The following is a 19,608-nucleotide window of genomic DNA, read 5'->3' as shown; positions in this document are numbered from 1 at the left end:
CCTGTGCGGGCCGGGCGGTGTTGACGCGGTCACCTGGTATCTGTCGGCCGGCCACCCCGGCTTCCCGTTTGCGCCGAACTTTTTCGGATCCCCCGGTACTTCTTGTCTGCGCCGCATACCGAACGGGTTCACCCTTCACGCGCGAGCCGTCCATCGCGGCATTGCCGTGCTGTTCGAGCTCGACTTCCGTGAGAGTGCGCAGTTTCTTGCGGGCCCGTGACAGCCGGGAGGCGACCGTTCCCACGGGGATCCCGAGCGCTTTCGCCGCCGCCTCGTAGTCGAGCCCTTCCCCCAGGCAGAGCGCGACGACCTCGCGCTCCGGCCTGCGCAACGCGCCGAGAGCCCGGAGAGCCGCCGCCAGCTTGCGCTGGTCGTCGATCTGGGTCGTGACCTCGTCGGCGTGGTCGGGGATGGGCAGTTCGGCAGCCGCAGTGGCCACCGCTGCTCGGCGATATCGCCGGTTGCTGCGAATCTGGTTGCGTGCGGTGTTGGTGGCGATGCCGAGCAGCCATGGCCGCAGCGAGTCGCCTTCGGCATCGATCCTGTCGCGTAGCCGCCAGGCCTCCATGAAGGTGGTGGCCATGACGTCCTCGGCCGTCGACCAGTCGGCGGTCAGACGGAAGGCGTGGTTGTACACGCCGCGGGCATGACTGTCGAACAACTCGGCGAACGCGGCCGGCTCCCCAGCCCGTAGTCGGGCACGCATTTCAATGCTCACCTCTATGAGCTGTCTGTCCCGCGGTCCGACTTCCAGTGACGTGCCTCACATGCCGGGTTGCCGCGTCCACCGTTCGCCGTCGCCAATGACGGGGGCGCCTATCAGGTGCGGTGGATGCACAGTAGGCGGCCACCTGCATCACGGGTGAACCGGGCAGTCCCGGAGGAGAAACCTCAGCCGCCCCGACGATCCGAGGGGTTCTGTCACAGGCGTGTCTCAGGGCCGTGCCCAAGCTGCCACCGCGTCGAACTGATCCGTGGAAGCTCCCGTCGTGCTGATCGAAGAGGCGATCACTAGGGCGCGGTCACGCGCTCGCCGACTGAGGAGACATCTCATGAACCACCGCTTCCGTACCGCGTTCGCTGTTTCGGCCGCGCTCGGCGCAGGGCTGCTGATGACGGCCTGCCAGGGGGATCCCAGTGCCACCGGCACCACCTCGGCGAAGACGGTCGCCGGTTCGGCGGCAACGGCAACGTCCTCTCCCGCGCCGGCGCCCAGCGCCGGCGAGGCCGGCGGTTCGGGCGGCCAGGAGAGCCGGACGAGCGGGACCACGGCGGGCGCCTCCCGCAGCGGTGGCACCACCGGCAGCACTGCCGGTGGCACGGGCTCGGGCCGGGTCTCCAAGGACAGCGGTGCCGCCGACAAGACCGGGTACGGCCAGGGCTGCGGGTCCAACGACCTGCGATGGTCGGCCAAGTCGATGACGCAGGCCGGCGGTTACATCCAGATCAGTGTCAGCGCCAAGCCCGGTATCACCTGTGTGCTGCCGGCGGGGCTGCCGGTGGTCGCTTTCGGCTCCGGGGGTACGCAGGCCCACCCCGCGGAGCAGTCGCCGGGTCCGGAGATCACCCTGAGCGGTGGCAAGACGGTCTACGCCGGTGTCAACCCGAAGACCACGAACAACGACTACGGCACGGAGTACGGCACGGTCATCGTGTCGGTCAGCGACGGCGACCCCCACCCCGTCTCGCTGCCGATCGGGAACACTCTGGTCGACAAGCCCGTGGTGACGAACTGGCACACGAACCCGGCGGACGCTGTTCCCGCCGGCTGAACGGCCAAAAAAGACCCTCACCGATGGTTGGCGAAGGGCGGGGCCGCCAGCGCCCGCCCCGCGCCGTACGACCACGTGGCCGCAGGCCGTCTCCCCGCACCGAGGGATGTTGGTGCCGTCGCCTTCACCCGGTGCCGGCGGGAGCCGACCTGCGAGCCTGAGGAAGCCTCTCAGAGGCACACCACCAAGTGATCAACGCGCGCCTGTGGCATGGGCCGAGGGCATCGCGGAGACAGCCCCGGTGACGTCCGGGGACGATGTGCACGCCCTCACCGCGCTTGGGTCGCGCTCCTGACATCACTGAGCACCGGCATGCTCAGCGCCTCGCCCTCACAGACCAGACGCCCCGCGTATGGCGCGTTTCGTGTCAGCAGCGTCACGATGTGAACCTCCCGCTCCGCGGTACGGCGGCTGGGCGCCTCACTCGGGCCACGATGTCCTTGAGCACCAAGCCGGCACCCTTTCGTCGGTGATCGCCATCGCCGCCCACGCGCTCGTGCGCCGGGACGGGACCGCTGACGCTCCCCGCGCTGCTGGGGCCGCTGGGTTCCCGCTGGCTGCGCTGGTCACCACCTCGCGGCGCGGTCCCCGTCCATACCGGTGGGAAACCGGTGACCACACTGATGTCATCAGGGCGGACACCGGCCAGTGAGTCCGGTCCCACCGCGCGGGCCGACCGCCGGCTTCCGGCTGCCTTGTGCCGCTGCGACGGCGAGGAGAAGACGGCAGGTCGAAAGCCGGGGCCTCGCCGCCTTCATCCTCCTTCGTACATGCGATCTGCCGTTACGTTGAAGCCTTGCTTCCGAAGTTGAGCAACTGCAGATCGGACGTCTTCGATGGAACCGCGGTCGGTGCCGTCGAGGGAGTAGGCCCATCTGTCCGGCAGGCGCCGGAAACCCTGGGCGAGAAGCGCTTGCTCAAGCTGCGAGTCAGGCCGCCGACTGACAGCCGCAACACCGAACTCAGGATGATGCCCGATGATGATGTCTGGCTCCTGGGACATGTTGTTCCCTTCCGGTTGTAAGGGCGATTCCTTGCTCTGACCACGGCTCTGGCCTGCGGTTGTGCTTACGGATCAACCGACCTGTCGGCTTGGACCTGTTTCCCGGTCGCCGCCCTGGCTCCACAACTCGTTCAGCCGCCTTCGGCTCGTCGCGTCACCGAGGTCGGCAGGCTCCGCGAGCCCTGGATGAGAAGTGTCCTGGGCGAGCTGCGCCGTCTTTGTGGGCAGCGGCATGTCGATGTCCCGTTCTGCGGAAGGCTCTCCGGGCGAGTCACCCAGGATGTGGAACGCCGCCGAAGTGTCCGTGACGATGCTCGTCAGCAGGCCGGACCTGAGGACGGCGCCGATGGCCTCGGCCTTCTGAATGCCTCCGTCGATGCCGATCACTTCGGGGATGCGGCCGAGCTGGTCACTTCCTACGGCGATGACACGGTCGTCGAGTTCGGTGGAGATCGTCCTGCCGTCCTTGTCGAACAGAACAGCCCCCATCTCGGCGACGACACCGAGCCTTCGGCACTGCTCCCGTTCGTCCGCGGTCAGGCTGTCGTACACCGTGGAGAGCGTGCTCTCCCAGGCGCCGATGGGCATGACCGCCTTGGTGACCCGGTCGAACTGTTCAAGGGATTCGGCGATGCTGGGCTGGCACCGGAGGATGTCGGCGGTGAGCTTGTTGGGCAGGACCATCGGCGCGTAAATGGGGTAACCCTTGCCGCCGGAGACGGCCGCCGCCCTGCGGACCGCCTCGACGGAGTCGACGGTGACGCCACCCAGCGGGTCGACCCCCGTCAACTGGACGACGTTGCAGTGCGGCAGCTTGGTGAATGCTTCGGCTACAGAACTCACGGCGCGGCCCCACCCCAGGCCGAGCACGTCGCCCGGCTCCGTCATCTTCGCGATGAGCTGGGCCGCGGTCGGAGCCAGCCAGTCGGTGACCGGATCCGGGCCCTGCGGGAGGTCGGCCGTAGCCTCGATCACGATTGCGTGCCGAAGCCCGAACCGGCGGCGCAGCTCCGTGGACATCTCGATGTCGATCTCGGCCGGCACGGTGATGTTGAACTCGACGATGCCATGAGCCACGGCCGTCTCCAGCAGGCGGGCAACCTTGAACCGACTCATGTCGAGCTCTTTGGATATCTCCACCTTGGACTGGTTCTTCAGATAGAACCGTCGGGCGACGGAGGCGGCGAGCAGCGCCTCGGTCGGTGGCAGCGGAAGTGGTGAGCTGCTCGAGTCTGGTCCAACCATGACTAACCTCTTCAGTGGCGCACGAGATGACTTCCTTGCGAGGTCCTCATGGAGTCCAACGCAGCAACCGCGCCGCGGTTCACCGGACTTTCTGCCGGTGCACGCCAGCGACATCGAACGGCAGATCCTCGGGCAGCAGCAGCTTGAGGTCTTCCACGGTCGGAGCGGCCACGACACTCAACCGTCCCGCCTGACGGGTCATCATGCCCTCCAGGAGCTTGCGGGCGAGCCGCGCATTGCCGAAGGAGCGGTCACGCGGCAGCCGTTCGATGTACGTGTGCAGAGACGTGAGCGTCTGGGGAGCACACTCGTACCCGGAGGCGATCGCATGGCCGTTGATGATGGACACGAGTTCCTCGGTGCTGTAATCCTCGAACTCCACGAAGCGGGAGAACCGAGAGGCCAGGCCCGGGTTGGAGTCGAGGAAGCGCTGCATCTCCTCCGTGTAGCCCGCCACGATCACCACGGTGTCGTCACGGTGGTCCTCCATCAGCTTGAGCAGGGTGTCCACGGCCTCACGGCCGAAGTCGTTGGAGGAACCCTCGGGTGTGAGGGTGTACGCCTCGTCGATGAACAGCACACCGCCCATCGCACTGCTGAAGACGTCCTTCGTCAGCTGCGCCGTCTGGCCTACGTACTGCCCCACCAGGTCGGCGCGGGCGACCTCAACCAGTTGGGGACGACGCAGCACGCCCAGGGAGTGCAGTAGCTCGGCGTAGAGCCGTGCCACGGTGGTCTTACCGGTGCCTGGTGGCCCGGTGAACGCGAGGTGGTTGCTGATCTTGGGGCTGGGCAGTCCGGCGGCGGCCCGCTGCCGGGCGTTGGACAGCAGGTTGACCAGGTCGGTCACCTCTCGCTTGACGGAGCCGAGGCCCACCATGGCCTCCAGTCTGGCCAGAGGACTGTCGGTGTGCGGTGTCTCCTGCCCCGCCCCTCGCACACTCGCGGCCACGGCCTCGCCGACGTCCTCGGGGAGCAGCAGCGACAGGTCGCTCTCACTGGGGTCGGGCATAGCGGCGAGCCGGAACGACTGCCGGTCGATCATCTCTTCGAAGACCCCTCGTGCAGCACGGCCGTTGCCGAACGTCGCGTCTCTCGTCATCCCCTCGAAGTGCAGGGCGAGCGCTTCGCGCGTCAGCGGATCAAGTTCGTACTCGTGGGCGGCGCACATGCTCTCGGTGATGGTCACCAGCTCCTCAACCGAGTAGTTGGCGAACTCGATGGTCCGGGTGAAGCGCGATGCCAGGCCGGGATTGGCGGAGAGGAAGGACTCCATCTGCTCCGAGTAGCCGGCAGCGATCACGACGACGTCGTCACGGTGGTCCTCCATCAGCTTGAGCAGGGTGTCCACGGCCTCACGGCCGAAGTCGTTGGAGGCGGCGCCGTCGGGGGTCAGCGTGTACGCCTCGTCGATGAAGAGCACGCCGCCGAGGGCGCTGTTGAGTGCCTCCGTCGTCTTGATCGCCGTCCCACCGATGAACTGGGCCACCAGATCGGCGCGCGCCACCTCGACGAGGTGCCCGGTGCGCAGGACGCCGAGGGAGGCGAGGATCTTCCCGTAGAGACGGGCGACCGTCGTCTTGCCGGTGCCAGGCGGCCCGGCGAAGATCAGGTGGCGGCTCATCGACGCTACGGGCATCCCGAGCCTGATCCTTCGCTGAGCGAGCTGGTTGAGGTTCACCAGGGTCCGGACCTGATGTTTGACGTTCTCCAGACCGATCAGGGACTCCAACTCGGCGAGCGGACCGTCCGGCCCGTCCTGGGCGTTGTCCCCACCGCTGACGAGGTCCGGCGCAGCGGCGGCGTTCTGACCCCAGGCGTCCTCGACGCCGTTGTCCACGCTGTTGAGGGCCGTGACCGACAGCCCGTCTCCAGGCCGGCCCTGCCTGAGTCCGGCTCCCTGGTTGTCGCGTACCACGCAGCCGGTCAGCGCTACTCCGTCCCCGCTGTCGACCCTGATCCCATCACCGATGCTGCTGATGACCTCGCAACCGGACAGCGTGGCCCGCCCTCCGTCCATCACCTGAACCCCGTGTGCCTTGGCGCCCTTCACCCTGACGCGCTCAAGGGTGACCTCGCCGCGGCTTCGGACCGTCACACCCGACTCACTGCTCGCCTCTACCACACAGTCGCGCAGCGTCCCCATGCCGTGCTCTGCGATCAGCACGCCCGCTTTGCCGGCGGAGCGCATCTCGGTGTCGGAGGCCTCAAGCTTCCCGTCCTCGGCGATGTGCACGGCGTCTCCTCCCGCCGACTCGATCTCACAGTGCTCCAGACGGCCCCGGCCGTCCGCCGCCACCTCGACGCCGTGCCCGCCGGATCCGCTGACGACCGTGCGCCGAAGCAGCGGGCTTGCGTGGGAACGGATGGAGATCCCCACCCCTGCCGCGGCCTCGACACGCAGCCGGTCGATCTCCGGCACACAGTCGTCAGCGAGCACCACCGCCCCTGACGCGTCACGGCAGTCGCGGACCACCGTGTCGACCAGGGTGGGGGAGCTGCCCTCGACGACCCGGAGCGCGGGCTCGGTCGAGCCGGTGAACTCACACTCCTCCACCGTGCCGCGGGAGCGATCAAGCACGAGCAGCCCGCTGCCTTTCGTCTTGCGGGTACGGCACCGGCGCAGCAGCGGATCCGCGCCGCCGGAGATCACGATGCCATTGCCCGTCACCGACGCGAACTCACAGCCGTCGAGTTCCGGGCGCGAGACGCTGGTGACGAGCAAGCCCACGCTCGCGTCGTGGACGGTGGTACGCAGAACGCGGGTGGCGCTGTGTCCCTCCAGGGCGATGGCGGGCTTGTCCGTGCCTGAGATGTCGCAGTCCTCGACCGTGCCCGCGGACTCGCCGTTGGCCAGGATGCCGTTGCCCCGCGCCCCGCGCACCCGGCAGCTTCGTACCGTGGGCCGGGCCTGTTCGCCGATCACCACGGCGGAGGTACCGAGGTTCTCGAACTCGCAGTTCTCGATGAAGCTCTCGGCCTGCGATGTGTCCACGACGCCCGCCCCGCCCGGATTGGTGATACGGCACCCGCGGGCGGCCAGTGAGCCCGACGAGCGCATCAGTACCGCCGTCCACCCCGAGCCGGTCACCGTGCATCCGTCCAGTGCCAGCTGTCCCATCGGTACATCCACGACCGGAACTTCCTTGTCGTGGCCGCGCAGCACCAGGTCGGTCAGCATGACAGCGTCCGCGAGAAGGGTGACCGCGCCCTCGCGGCGCGGGCAGATCTCGACGCTCCCGCGCTCACCGTCCGCGACGATGGTGACCCGTTTCCTGATGACCAGGTTCTCGGCATAGCGTCCGGGCCTGACCCGGATCACTGCTCCGGTGCGCGCCTGGACCAGTGCCTCACTGATCGTCTGGAATCCGTCCGACCGATCCGGCCCGACGATGAGCAACTGTCGTGTCACGCGCCTCGTACCTCCTCGATGTTGTGACGCGATCCGCCGCCGCGGTGCGCCGGAGCATGCGGCGAGGCGGACCGCCGGTCCGAAGGTCCGCCGCCTTTTTCATCATTCGTCATTTCATGTCCTACCAGCGAAGAAGCCATCGGTGAGCCGCCGTGACAGAGCGCTCGCACCCGCATCACCGCCGAAGGGCGGCTTATAGTGCGCGACATGCCAAGTCGCTTGACCCTTCGACTGCTTGCCGTCGTCACGGCTTGCGTCGCCGTCCTCCCCGTCCTGTCCGTTCCGGCCCTCGCCGACCAGGAAGCCATCACTCTGCCGCCGCTGCCCGTGCGCTTGGGGGAGGGACAGCCCTGCACCCAGGCGTCGGCGAAGACCGCGACTGCGGCTCCCTGGTCGGGTCAGGCACTCGGCCTCGCCAGGGCGCACCAGCTTTCTCTCGGGGAAGGGGTGACCGTGGCTGTGGTCGACACCGGCGTCGGATCCGGGATTCCCGCGCTCTCCGGCCGGGTCACCGCCCTCGGTGGTGCCGACGCGGACTGCCCCGGGCACGGCAGTTTCGTGGCGGGACTCATCGCGGCCGCACCCCAGAAGGGAAGCGGGCTGGTCGGGCTCGCCCCGCAGGCCCGCGTACTTGCCGTCAGCGGCACCGACGACCGTGGCGCGCCCAGTGCTCAGCGCGTCGCCCAGGGCATTCGTGACGCCGCTGAGGGCGGAGCCGGCGTGATCTACGTCGGCGCGGCTCTGCGCTCGGGGCGGGCGGAGCTGGCTTCGGCCGTTGATTACGCCGCCGGCAAGGACGCCCTGGTGATCGCTCCGGCGGCCCCGGATGCGGTGCCGCGTGAGGAACTGGGCCCTGATGGCGAGCCGCCGCGCGGTCCGTACTGGCCCGCGGCTCTGCCCGGGGTGCTGTCGGTCGTGGATTTCGGACCGGACGGCGCACGGCAGCAGAAGGCACCACCCGCTTACCAGCCGGACATCGAGGCGCCCGGCGGCAGCATGGTCAGCGTCGGCCCGCGGGGCACCGGGCACTACATCGGCTCCGGCGCCTCGCTGGCCGCCGCCTGTGCGGCCGGCGCCGCTGCCCTGGTGCGTGCACATCACCCCGAGATGAGCGCCGAGCAGACCAGCCGTCAGCTGACCGAGGCGTCCTACCCCTCGGACACGCCCCGGCTGGATCCGTACGCGGCCATGTCCACCGTACTGCCGGCAGCACACGGCCGCGGCGGCCTGGAGGCAGCAAAGCCCCCGGCGGCCCGCATGGCGGCGTCTGCCGACAGCGGACCCCGCGCTTGGGGTTTCGGTATAGCCGGGGTATGCCTGGCCGTGGTGCTGTTGGTCGGCGCCGCCGGCGTGGTGATCCCGCGAGGCCGCTCCAGAGGCTGGCTGCCGCCGGAGCGCTAGGCCGACCGAAGGCGTCGTTTCCCCCTCGGGGAACGACGCCCGGGGGGTGTCCACGGGGCGCCGGTCGACACCTCGAGTACTGGGCGCCCCGGGGCTTTCGGCAGGTGGGGCGGAAGGACGCCTCCGGTGTCTCTGCGGGGTGACCATTGACTGCCGTGGATCCAGCCCCGTGTACGCACCCGGGCACAGCCGGAAGACCGGGAGGGAAGCCGCGAGCGGCTGCCTCCCGGCCGGCCGGCCGGGCTTGCCGAGCGTCCTCATGGGGCGCCGTCCTCCATGATCGCCGTCTGCACCTGCATGCTCTTGCGGCGGGCGATTCGCAACGCCCGTCCCGGAATCAACGTGCGGCCCTTGACGTTGCCGAACAGGTAGCCTTCGGAGGGCGGGCAGGACATCAGCAAGGCAGGCGTGTTGACCTCCTGCAACCGCCGCAGCAACGACTCGTTCAGACCGCGCCCGGCACCGGCCGAGGCGCGCGCCACGACCATGTGCAGACCCACCTCGTAGCCGAGCGCCAGATGGTCCAGAAGCGGCATGAACGGCTGCGCCATCGGGCCGGAGCCCACCATGTCGTAGTCGTCGACCAGGATGAACAGCCGCGGTCCGGTCCACCAGTCGCACTGCTTCATCCGCGACGGGCTGATGTCCGGACCGGGCACCCGGATCTTGACCGCGCGCGCCGCGCCGTCGACCAACTCCTTGAGGACGTCCAGTGATACGGCGTTTCCGAGCTGGTACTCCTCGGGAATGGCCTCCACCAGTTGCCGGCGGTAGTCGACGGTGAGGATGCGCGCCTCCGCCGGGGTGTAGCGATCCGTGATCCCCCTGGCAATCACCTTCAGCAGATTGGTCTTGCCGCTCTCCGAGTCGCCTACGACGATCATGTGCGGGTTCTCCGCGAAGTCGTGCCACACGGGCGCCAGCTCGGTCTCCTCCACGCCGATCGCGACCTTCAGATCGCCCTCGGAGGCGGGCAGTTGGCCGACCTCGACCCGGCTGGGCAGCATCCGCACCGCGGGCGCGCTGGGGCCCTGCCAGCTCTCGCGGACCGCTGCGACCAGATCGGCGACGCCATCCGCCAGGTCCTCGGATTCCTCCACTCCGTCGATGCGCGGCAGTGCCGCGAGGTAGTGCAGCTTCTCGGCGGTCAGCCCCCGGCCGGGGCTACGCGGCACGGAAGCGGCCTTGCGGGAATCGATGTGTGAGTCCATCGCCTCGCCCATGCGCAGTTCGAGGCGGGTGCCGGCCTGGTCACGGACGGATGCCGACAGCTCCACCCACCGAGCCGTGGTCACGATCAGGTGGACGCCGTAGTTGAGGCCTCGCGCCGCGAGCGCGTTGAACGTCGGAATGTGTGTGTCGAAGTCCTGACGAACCGTGGACCAGCCGTCGATCACGAGGAAGACGTCGCCGTGCGGCTCGTCGGGGAACTCCCCTTCCGCCCGGCGCTTGCGGTAGGTGGCCATGGAGTCGATGCCGTGTTCCAGGAAGAACCGCTCACGGCCGCTGAGGACCGCGTTCACCTCGGCGACCGTCCGCCCCACCCGCTCGGAGTCGACGCGTACGGCCACGCCGCCCATGTGCGGCAGGTCACTCAGTCCCGCCAAGGCTCCGCCGCCGAAGTCCAGGCAGTAGAACTGCACTTCGCGGGGGGTATGCGTGAGGGCAAGGGCGGTGATCAGGGTGCGCAGCAGCGTACTTTTACCGCTCTGCGGGCCGCCCGCGATGGCCACGTGTCCGCCTGAGCTGGACAGGTCCACCGTCAGCAGGTCGCGGAGCTGGTCGAACGGCCGGTCCACGATGCCCACCGGCACGGTGAGTCGTCCCCGTGACGGCCAGCCGACCGTGGTCAGTCCGAAACGCGGGTCGGGCGCGAGCGGCGGCAGCAGTTGATCGAGCGTGGGAGAAAGGTCGAGCGGTGGCAGCCAGACCTGGTGCGCCGGCGGACCGGAATCCCGCAGCCGCTCGACGGCCACCGAAAGCAGAGTCTCGCCGCTCTCGTCGTCTTCGCTCTCCGGTTCGGGGACGGCCTGACTCTCGTCCTGGTCCGAGTGGGGATCGGCGGCGGTCCGCGGCACGACCCAGGCAGACGTCCACGGCACCACCTGGCTGGCGACCTGGGCCTGCACCAGAGCGCTGCGCCGCTTCTCGTACGGACCCGAGACATAGGCGGCACGGAAGCGGGTGAGCGCGTCGACCCCACTCTTGAGGAAGCCGCTACCGGGCTGGGCGGGGAGCTCGTAGGCGTCCGGCACCCCGAGCACGCCGCGGCTCTCCATCGCCGAGAAAGTACGCAGACCGATCCGGTAGGACAGATGGCTCTCGAGCTGGTGGATGCGGCCCTCGTCCAGGCGCTGCGAGGCCAGGAGCAGATGCACTCCGAGGCTGCGGCCCAGCCGCCCGATCATCACGAACAGGTCCATGAAGTCCCGGTGAGCGGCGAGCAGTTCACTGAACTCGTCCACGACCACGAACAGACTGGGAAGGGGCTGCAGCGGTGTTCCTGCCTGCCGGGCCTTCTCGTATTCAAGGGCCGAGGTGTAGTTGCCGGCGGAGCGCAGCAGTTCCTGACGGCGCATCAGTTCGCCGTGCAAGGCGTCTTGCATGCGCGAGACCAGCGCCACCTCGTCGGCCAGGTTGGTGATGACGGCCGAAGTGTGCGGAAGTTCCTCCAATCCCAGGAAGGTCGCCCCGCCCTTGAAGTCGACGAGGACGAAGTTGAGCGTCTCTGAGGAATGGGTCAGTGCCAGGGCCAGGACGAGGGTGCGCAGCAGCTCGCTCTTGCCGGAACCGGTGGCCCCGATCAGCATGCCGTGCGGCCCGGTTCCGCCCTGGGCCGACTCCTTGATGTCCAGCTCGACCGGGGCACCGTCGCCGCTCACCGCGATGGGGACACGAAGCCGACCGCTGCCGGTGAACCGCTGCCAGAGTGAGGACGGTTCATGCCGGGAGAGGTCCGAGATGCCCAACAGAGTCGTCAACTGCACATCGCTGGAGAAGGGTTCTCCGACCTCGCCGCCCGTCCCCATCCGGTAGGGGGCGACCAGGCGGGCGACGGCCTCGGAGCCGACCGGACCCAGCCGGTCGGGCACGCCCAGCAGGGTCGTCTCCTCCTTGCGGTCACGGTCGGTGCGCACCAGCGACAGGCGGCCTTCCCCGACCTCCAGTCGCAGCGTGGTGCGGCCAGGCTTCCACGACAGGGCCCCCGTGAGGTCGAGGACAACCGCATTGCGGAAGCCCAGCCCGTCAAGGCGGTGACCGGCGGGGACGGCACAGCCGTCCACGACGACGACCACGAAGGGTTCCTCGCGGCCGGGAATGGCCTCCGGGTCGCACGCCGGACGCTCCTGGAACTCGGCTCCCAGGAGGTTCTCCAACTCTCCGAACGCCGATGTGATCAGACGCGTCGGCCCGGCACCGTCCTGTTCGTGCCGGTGAAGGCTGTGTGGCAGCCACTTGGCCCACTCCCACGCCGGTCGCTGTTCGTCGGAGACGCACAGCGCTATCCACAGGTCGTCGGGGGAGTGGAACACGGCGAGCTGGGCCAGTAGCGCACGGGCCACTGAGCGGATCTGCTCCTCGTCTCCACGGAAGAGAACCTTCGACCACGCTTTGAGGTAGATCGCGATCGGCTGCCCCGGAACGCTGGAGTACGCCCGGATGAAACTCCGCAGCGCATGCGCGGACAACGGCTCCAGGTCCTCCACGGGCTTCGTTGAGAGCGGAGTCAGTGTCATGGCAAGCCGCTGGTCGCCGACGCCGAGCCGCGCCTCACCGAAGTCCTCGTCCGAGGGGCGGCGTTCCCACAGCCGGGTGCTGCGCACCAAGCTGCTCAGTGCCTCCGGTGCGGGGTGCCGCCAGGACAGCGCCTTTTGCTGCTCGGCGACGGCGGACCGCACTTGGCGCCGGGTCTGCGCCAGATACCGCAGATAGTCACGGCGCTCACCCTTGAGCCGCTGTTTGCGTTCGCCGTTGCGGCGCATGACCTGACCCAGCATCATGCCGGCGGATGCCAGCACCATCATGCCGATGGCGATGTACATGATTCCACCGCTCGACCCGGTCATGCCGGGGCGCATGAACATCATCATCATGGACACCGACATCAGCGCCATGGGCAGATAGGTCCACACAGCGGAGCTGTCGGGGACGACCTCCGGGAGCGTGGGCGGCTCTTGGAGGCTGACCTCCCCCGACGGCATTTGCGGGCCGTGCCGGCGCGCGGGCCGCCGGAACAGGATCACACTCAACGAACTGGCCTCCTCGATGAGGTCCGAACAATTCCTCGCGAAAATATCTCGTGGCGTGCGTGCGGTGAGATTTGTGACCGCAGCTCGAAGCGTCACGTAAAAGACGGCAGAATAGTTCTCGGCCGAGGTTGTCAATCACTGCTCGGAAGCGTAAAACTCTCTGCTGCGTACTCGTTCGCGATCCGGGCTCGTAAATCATGGAGCCGATCGGCGTACACGCCCCCTGTTCCAGCCACCGCGCACGCGGTTCCGAGGAAGCAGAAAAAGCGCATGACTGAGAAACAGACGGCAAACTTGTGCCGTCTTACCGTCCGCGCCCCCGCGAAGACGATCGACCTGGCAGTACCCGCCGACGTGCCCGTCGCTGATCTGTTGCCCACTTTGATCAGTTACGGGGGAGTCGACCTGGAAGAGGCCGGACTGGAGCACGAAGGGTGGGTGCTCCAACGGCTCGGCGGGCCGCCACTCGATCCTGAGAGTACCTTGGACTCCCTGGGAATGCGGGACGGTGAGGTGCTCTTCCTCAGAGCGCGTACCGACACACTGCCCGAAGTGCACCTCGATGACCTGGTCGACGGCATATCCACTGTCCTGCGGCAGCGCCCGCACGGCTGGAGCGCGGAGGCCGGCCGTCGCCTTCTGCGGGGGCTGAGCGTCGCCGTACTCGCGCTCGGCCTGGTCGTCCTCGCCGTCCCGGGTCCCCCGCCCCGCCTCGGGGCACTGGCAGCGGGCCTGGCCGGCCTGCTGCTTGTAGCGGGGGCGGCCTCGGCGAGCCGGGCCGTGGGGGACGCGGGTGCCGGCGCGGCACTCGGCCTCATGGTCGCCCCCTACTTCGCCCTGGCCGGCTGGCTGCTGCCCGGTGGTGCGTTGAGCGGGCCGGACGGCGACGCCGTGTTCGGCGCCAGACTGCTGGCGGCGTCCGCGGCCGCCGCGGGCGGGGCGGTACTTGCTCTGGCTGCCGTCGGCCTGTACGCGGCCCTTTTTCTGGGTGTCGCCGTGATCGCCATGGGCGGGGCGCTCGGCGCCGTGCTCATCCTTGCCGGGGGCCTGGGGCCCGAGCAGGCGGCGAGCATGGTGGCGCTGGCCGCGGTGCTCTTCGGCGGCTTCGTGCCGTCGTTGTCCTTCCGGCTCGCCGGGATGCGGATGCCGCCCCTGCCCACCAACGCCCAGCAACTCCAGGAGGGCATCGACCCCTACCCCACCAACGAGGTGGAAAGCCGCGCCATCCTCGCGGACGGATGGATGACGGCCTTCTACGCGAGCGCCGGACTGATCTGCCTGTCCTGCCTGGCGGCCATGGCCTTGCGTCCAGGGCTGCCCGAGGTCTGCACCATGATGGCGCTCTCGCTGCTGCTGCTCCTGCACAGCCGCGGCATCGGCAACCTCTGGCAGCGACTTGCGCTCACTGCCGCCGGAGCCTGGGGAGGCGCGCTGCTGCTGCTCGTCGCCGCTCTCGGCTCCGGCCCCGGCAACCGGCTGCTCCTGGCAGCGGGCCTGCTCGGCTTGACGGCGTCCATCGCCATCGCCTCCTGGACGGTGCCAGGACGGCGACTTGTGCCGTACTGGGGACGCGTGGCCGAGGTGCTGCACTCCGCCGCCGCCCTGGCCATGCTGCCGCTCACTCTCTGGTCGATGGGCGTCTACGGCGCCCTGCGCGGCCTCAACGGCTGATCGGAGGCTGGCACATGCAGTCGAAGCGCGATCAGGTGCAGGCGCACCTGTTCGTCATGGGGCGTCTGGCCTCAGCCATGCTCCGCTCCGAACCCGACGCGCCGGAAAGCCCCTCGGGCCGGACCAACCGCGGTGTGGCCATGAGCTTGATCATCGCCTTGCTCCTGTGCGCGGGCGCCTTCGTCTTCGGACTCCTCAAGCCCGGCGGCAACACCTCGTGGCGCACCTCCGGGGCCCTTGTCGTCAGCAAGGAGACAGGTACCCGCTTCCTGTACCTGAACGGCCGCCTGCGCCCCGTGCGCAACTACGCCTCCGCCCTTCTGCTGGCAAAAGGCAACCTGAAGATCAGCACGGTGGGTGACACCTCCCTCCGGGGCGAACCTCACGGCTCGCCGGTCGGCATCCCCGGCGCCCCCGACGCCCTCCCGCGAGCCGACGACCTGAACAGCGGTCCCTGGCTGGTGTGCTCGAGCCTGGCACCCGGCGACAGGGGAGAACTCAGCGCCACCACCGAACTGGTTGTGGACAGCCCGGATCCCAGCCGGGAGAACGGGGCGCAGAACCTCACCGGCACGAAGGCCGTACTGGTCCAGGGCCCGGACAAGAGCCTCTACCTGGTGTGGCAGGGCAGGCGACTGCGCCTGGACGGCAAGGCGGGTGCGGTCGCGGCGCTCGGCTACCGGTCGGTGACGCCGCGCCCGGTCTCCGCGTCCTTCCTGAACGCCCTGCCCGCTGGGCCGGACCTGACACCTCCGAAGGTGCGCGGCAGGGGCGGCCCGGGGCCCGACCTGGGCGGTCGCAGGACCAGGATCGGGGAGGTCTTCCAAGTGGTCGCGCCAGGAGACGCTCCCCGCTACCACCTGCTCACCAAGGAAGGGCTGGTCCCGTTGACGGCCACGGGCGCAGCGCTCGTGCTCGGCGACCCGCGGACACGCGCCACTGCGTACGGAGGTGCCGCACCGGTGGTGAGCCGCCTGGGCCCCGAGGCCCTGACCGGCCATCTGGCTCCGTCCTCCGCCTCGCGCATGGGACAGGCAGACGCGGGAGCATTGCCGGAAGCCCCACCGAAGGCCGTGGATGTGCCCGCCGGTTCCGCGGCCTGCGCGAGGACCGATGCCACGGCCGACACCGTGCGCACCAGCACGGTGGTGCTGCCGGAGGCGACCTTCGGCTTGCCCGCTCAGCCGCCCTCCGAGGAGGTGGAACCCGCCTGTCTGCACGTCGACACCATCACCGTGCGGCCCGGCAAGGGCGCTCTGACTCAGGCGGTGGGCGCCGGCGGGAACGTCTTGGGGAACACCCTGTACCTGGTGACCGACTCCGGGGTGAAATACCGGCTGACGTCACAGCAGGCGGTCAAGGCCCTGGGATACGCCGGGACCCGCCCACAGGCGCTGCCGGCTCCCTTGCTGGCGATGCTGCCGACGGGACCGGACCTCGACGTCGAGTCGGCGGCGACGGGCGAACACACCGTCACGTCTCCGTGCCGAAGCGGTAAGTAGTCCCCCGCCCAGGAAACCTGGCGCGCTTCGTCTGCGAAGCATCGGGCCGCGATCTGATGAAGAACTGAGCTTCGCTTTCAGTGGCCGCTCAACTGCTGACAGTGGTCGCATGCCATGCGTTTTGCCCGATCCGTCCGTCTGCAATCCATGTCGATGCTCAATTGAGCGGTCGGGCACATTATATTCCGCTCGATTGAGCAATTGCGTGCCTCTCGACGGTTAATTCCCGCATGGCGGTGCGTTGCCTGACGCTCTGCGCCGTGTCTAGTATCGGGAAGGCTCCAACTGAGAATTCGCCCCCGTGGATGAATGACGCCGGTGTGCTGTGCGAACCAGAAGCGAGCGGCGATGGAGCCATCGGGCAGTGAAACACGACGACCCTTCATTGAGAGGCGAACGCGCATGCCCATGCAGCAATCAGAAGAAGGCGCGACCCGCAAGGGAATCATGGCGCTTGAGCAGGCGTACAACGGCGTCCTCAAGTGCAAGCAGGACGTGCAGAGCACGAGGGTGGGGCTCAGCTCCGGCTACGGCGGCGCGGACGGCGGCGCCTTCGGCAACCTGCTCGACCGGTGGGACCAGAACGTCGACACCATCCTGAGCAACCTCGACCGTATGGTCGACGAGCTGAACCAGACGCTGCGTGAGCACGGTCTGGCCCAGGGCTCGGCCAACGAGACGATCGATGCGGAGTTCGCGCGATCCAACTCCGTGTTCGACCAGCTCACCCCCGGAGCGGCCTGACCGGACAAGAGCAAGAGGCCACCGGTCCCCCTCACCGGTCCGAAGTCGCCCCCACCGCGTGCCACGACAGCTGCCCCGCCCACAGACAGCTGTCCTCAACCGGCAAGTCACCGTCAATTGAGGAACGACAGCCATGGATTTCAGCGACGGCTACATCTACGTCGACTACCGTCACACCGAGAACGCAGCGGATGACATGGTCAGCCAGACCCAGGCGATCATGAGTACGATGGCGAACCTTGAAATGGAGCTCGCCGAACTGCGCAACACCTGGATTGGTGACGACAGGCAGGTCTACAGCGAGGTCCAGGCGAACTGGGACCAGGCCATGGAGAATCTCAAGGCCCTGCTGGCCAGCCATTCGTCCCTCCTCACCGACATCTCCGACAACTACCGGTTCACCGAGCAGAACCTCGCGCAGAAGTGGAGCGACATCCGGATCGGAAGCCGCTGACCGCTCCCGGCGCGCCCCTGTTGCGCAAGAGCGAGCCCAGATCTGGAGTGCTGCCGGTCTCCGCCGTGCCGGGCGGGGCCGGCAGCGTGTATTGATCGCCGGAACGCGGAACGGTCTCCGTTCCGCAGTTTCCCGTCCACAATGTGCGACCGGCTACCCGCTACCGCCCATGCAGGAGAAAGGAACTGCCATGGCAGCCAAAGCCACGGTCCTCGACAGCACATGGCTGAAAGCGTTCATCAAGGAGCACATCGAGGAGTTCCGGTCCGCTTTGGACCAGATGCTGAAGGACGACCCGAGCGGTCATTCCATGGACAACATCGCCAACGGTGACGTCACCACCAGCACGATCATGTCCACTCGCCCACTGATCCTCGGGCTCATGGCCGGCGAGGGCGATGTCGTCGGAGGTGCCGACCTGAACAAAAAGGTCCGGGATACGGCAGGGCAGATCAGCGAAATCTTCAAGGACCACCACATCCTGTTCGCGGACCTTGAAGAGGCGCTCTGGGAAACCATCAAGAAGCTGAACGAAAGTCAGAGCAAAAGCCTCGACCAGGTCACCGCAGACGATTTTCTGGACATCTTCGACGACGTCGACAGTGACATCAGCGGCACTGGCGGCGGCAAGACCCCGCAGTAGCAGCGCCGTAGGCCCGCCATGTCCCCTTCACGCAGCGGAGTTCAGTGATGCCCGACCCGAGCATGAACAACGACGATTACTGGAAAAAGGCAGTCGACATGCTCACCGGCTATGTGCTGCCGGACCGGAAGACACTGTTCGACGACCTGAAGGGAAACGATGGCATTCCGCTGATGCATGTGCGCATGCCGCACAAGGGATCCGACTACCAGCCCGGTTTCGTGTCGGGCGGCGGATGGCGGTACGACAACACTGACTACGTCATACCGTTCTACAACGCCCCGAAAAGCTGGGCATCCGATCCCGAACCCGGAACCGTACTGGACAGATGGTGGGCCTACATCACCATCCTGGGCACCATCGGTGGTGACGACCGAAAGCCACCGAGCGGGTATGACAATCCTGGCGGCAACGAGAACACCAGCGAGTACCTCAAGGACAAGGGCCGTTACAACAAAGACGGCGAGTACATCAAGTGGAACACCCGCCCCCTGGCCCAGTACGCTCACGGCTCCGCCGCGGCACTCAATAAGATCGCTTACCCCCCCTACACGTCACGGGGCTTCAGTGACCGCGGTCTGAGCGTGGACGACAGCGCATACGTCGACCTGCTCTCCTTCACCGAAGTGGGCAGGGCGTTCGATCGGGCCGTCAAGTTCTTCGAGGACGGCGCCCGGCGCATGAAGGAATGGGACGGCAAGGAGATAGGCGAGGGGAGCGACAAGTGGAGCGGAACCGGAGCCAGCCTCTTCAAGCACCTGGTCCACAAACTCGTCAGAAACTACGAGGGCTACACAGAGCAACTGCGCGGCGGTTCGAGTCATGCCGTCGACGTGTCCCTTGACGGATACGCGCTCTCCTCGAAGCCCGCCCGTGCCCTGGCCTACGCGCAGTCCGTGATCCGCCAGGAGGCGGAGAACCTCTACATGGCCTGGCTCGCCTGGCGTGCCGACAGCTCCCCCCAGGCCTGGCTCTACGGCCTTTTGCAGCAGGCGCATCTGGAGCTGTTCGACAACCAGTACGACCACGTCGATCTCAAGACCGGTAGCGGGCGAATTGGGCGGATGCACACCGTTGCTGCCGCAGGCTTCCGGCAGATGATCACCATCGAGGGAAAGGAGTACGGCCCGCCCTCGGACCTCAGCACCTGGAAGGCCATCGGTGAGGAAGCGGTTCGCCGCTGGGACCACAGTGCGCAGGAATGGCTGAGCACGGCCGGCGCCCAGGCCATCGAGCGCATCAACGAGGCGATGCGCGATGTGGTCAAGGCATTCGACGGCAAACTGAGCGACCGCGACAAGCAGTCCCTCAGCGAGATCGCCACCAAGGAGCAGGCGGACAACGAGCGCAAGAAGTCGGAGAAGGAACGCGAGGACATCCGGAAGCAGAACGAGGAGGAGATCAGGAAGAACGACGAGGCGCGCAAGCAGGCGGAAAAGGACCGCGAGGACGCCCGTAGGCAGAACGAGGAGGACCGCCGGGAGGCGAAGCGCGAACAGGAATTGGCGCGT

General features: G+C 67.9%; 13 protein-coding genes. 8 read left to right on the top strand and 5 right to left on the bottom strand.

The window, feature by feature from the left end:
- A partial coding sequence (locus tag AB0L21_RS31065) for an RNA polymerase sigma factor (protein ID WP_365787802.1) occupies window positions 1-706 on the bottom strand: 706 nt, incomplete at its 3' end.
- Window positions 707-1,052: 346 nt separating this feature from the next.
- Between AB0L21_RS31065 and AB0L21_RS31060 the strand changes: the two genes are divergently transcribed.
- The gene (locus AB0L21_RS31060; protein WP_365787798.1) at window positions 1,053-1,772 is read left to right on the top strand and encodes a DUF4232 domain-containing protein; all 720 of its coding nucleotides are present in this window, start codon (window positions 1,053-1,055) and stop codon (window positions 1,770-1,772) included.
- A 754-nt stretch (window positions 1,773-2,526) separates the two neighbouring features.
- Here the strand turns inward: AB0L21_RS31060 and AB0L21_RS31055 are convergent.
- From AB0L21_RS31055 to AB0L21_RS31045, 3 genes are all read right to left on the bottom strand, one after another.
- On the bottom strand, window positions 2,527-2,775 hold the full coding sequence (locus AB0L21_RS31055) for a hypothetical protein (RefSeq protein WP_365787797.1): 249 nt from the start codon (window positions 2,773-2,775) through the stop codon (window positions 2,527-2,529).
- Window positions 2,776-2,847: 72 nt separating this feature from the next.
- The gene (locus tag AB0L21_RS31050) at window positions 2,848-4,134 is read right to left on the bottom strand and encodes a sugar-binding domain-containing protein (protein WP_365787795.1); all 1,287 of its coding nucleotides are present in this window, start codon (window positions 4,132-4,134) and stop codon (window positions 2,848-2,850) included.
- Window positions 4,100-7,432: a right-handed parallel beta-helix repeat-containing protein gene (locus AB0L21_RS31045; RefSeq protein WP_365787793.1), complete on the bottom strand. Its 3,333-nt coding sequence runs from the start codon at window positions 7,430-7,432 to the stop codon at window positions 4,100-4,102. The genes AB0L21_RS31050 and AB0L21_RS31045 overlap by 35 nt, the downstream gene beginning before the upstream one ends.
- Before the next feature lie 207 nt (window positions 7,433-7,639).
- Here AB0L21_RS31045 and AB0L21_RS31040 point away from each other — a divergent pair, with 207 nt between their 5' ends.
- Entirely contained in the window at window positions 7,640-8,833 is a 1,194-nt protein-coding gene (locus AB0L21_RS31040; protein ID WP_365787791.1) for a S8 family serine peptidase, read from the top strand.
- 257 nt (window positions 8,834-9,090) lie between these two features.
- Here the strand turns inward: AB0L21_RS31040 and eccCa are convergent, their stop codons facing one another.
- Window positions 9,091-13,035, bottom strand: coding sequence for a type VII secretion protein EccCa (gene eccCa, locus AB0L21_RS31035; protein WP_365787800.1), 3,945 nt, complete (start codon window positions 13,033-13,035; stop codon window positions 9,091-9,093).
- Between the two features lie 318 nt (window positions 13,036-13,353).
- Between eccCa and eccD the strand changes: the two genes are divergently transcribed.
- The 6 genes from eccD to AB0L21_RS31005 form a co-directional block, all read left to right on the top strand.
- Window positions 13,354-14,754: a type VII secretion integral membrane protein EccD gene (eccD, locus tag AB0L21_RS31030; protein ID WP_365787789.1), complete on the top strand. Its 1,401-nt coding sequence runs from the start codon at window positions 13,354-13,356 to the stop codon at window positions 14,752-14,754.
- A gap of 14 nt (window positions 14,755-14,768) precedes the next feature.
- A complete protein-coding gene (gene eccB, locus AB0L21_RS31025; protein ID WP_365787787.1) occupies window positions 14,769-16,256 on the top strand; it encodes a type VII secretion protein EccB in 1,488 nt (495 codons plus the stop codon).
- A gap of 447 nt (window positions 16,257-16,703) precedes the next feature.
- Entirely contained in the window at window positions 16,704-17,000 is a 297-nt protein-coding gene (locus tag AB0L21_RS31020) for a hypothetical protein (protein WP_365707512.1), read from the top strand.
- 133 nt (window positions 17,001-17,133) lie between these two features.
- A complete protein-coding gene (locus tag AB0L21_RS31015; protein ID WP_365707514.1) occupies window positions 17,134-17,454 on the top strand; it encodes a WXG100 family type VII secretion target in 321 nt (106 codons plus the stop codon).
- Between the two features lie 190 nt (window positions 17,455-17,644).
- Window positions 17,645-18,097: a type VII secretion system-associated protein gene (locus AB0L21_RS31010; RefSeq protein ID WP_365787785.1), complete on the top strand. Its 453-nt coding sequence runs from the start codon at window positions 17,645-17,647 to the stop codon at window positions 18,095-18,097.
- A gap of 47 nt (window positions 18,098-18,144) precedes the next feature.
- A partial coding sequence (locus AB0L21_RS31005) for an AAWKG family protein (protein WP_365787783.1) occupies window positions 18,145-19,608 on the top strand: 1,464 nt, incomplete at its 3' end.

It is taken from the genome of Streptomyces sp. NPDC052721 (genome assembly GCF_040678315.1).
Lineage (GTDB): Bacteria > Actinomycetota > Actinomycetes > Streptomycetales > Streptomycetaceae > Streptomyces.
Note: the sequence above shows the minus strand (reverse complement) of the source record. Positions and strands in the feature narration are given on the sequence as shown.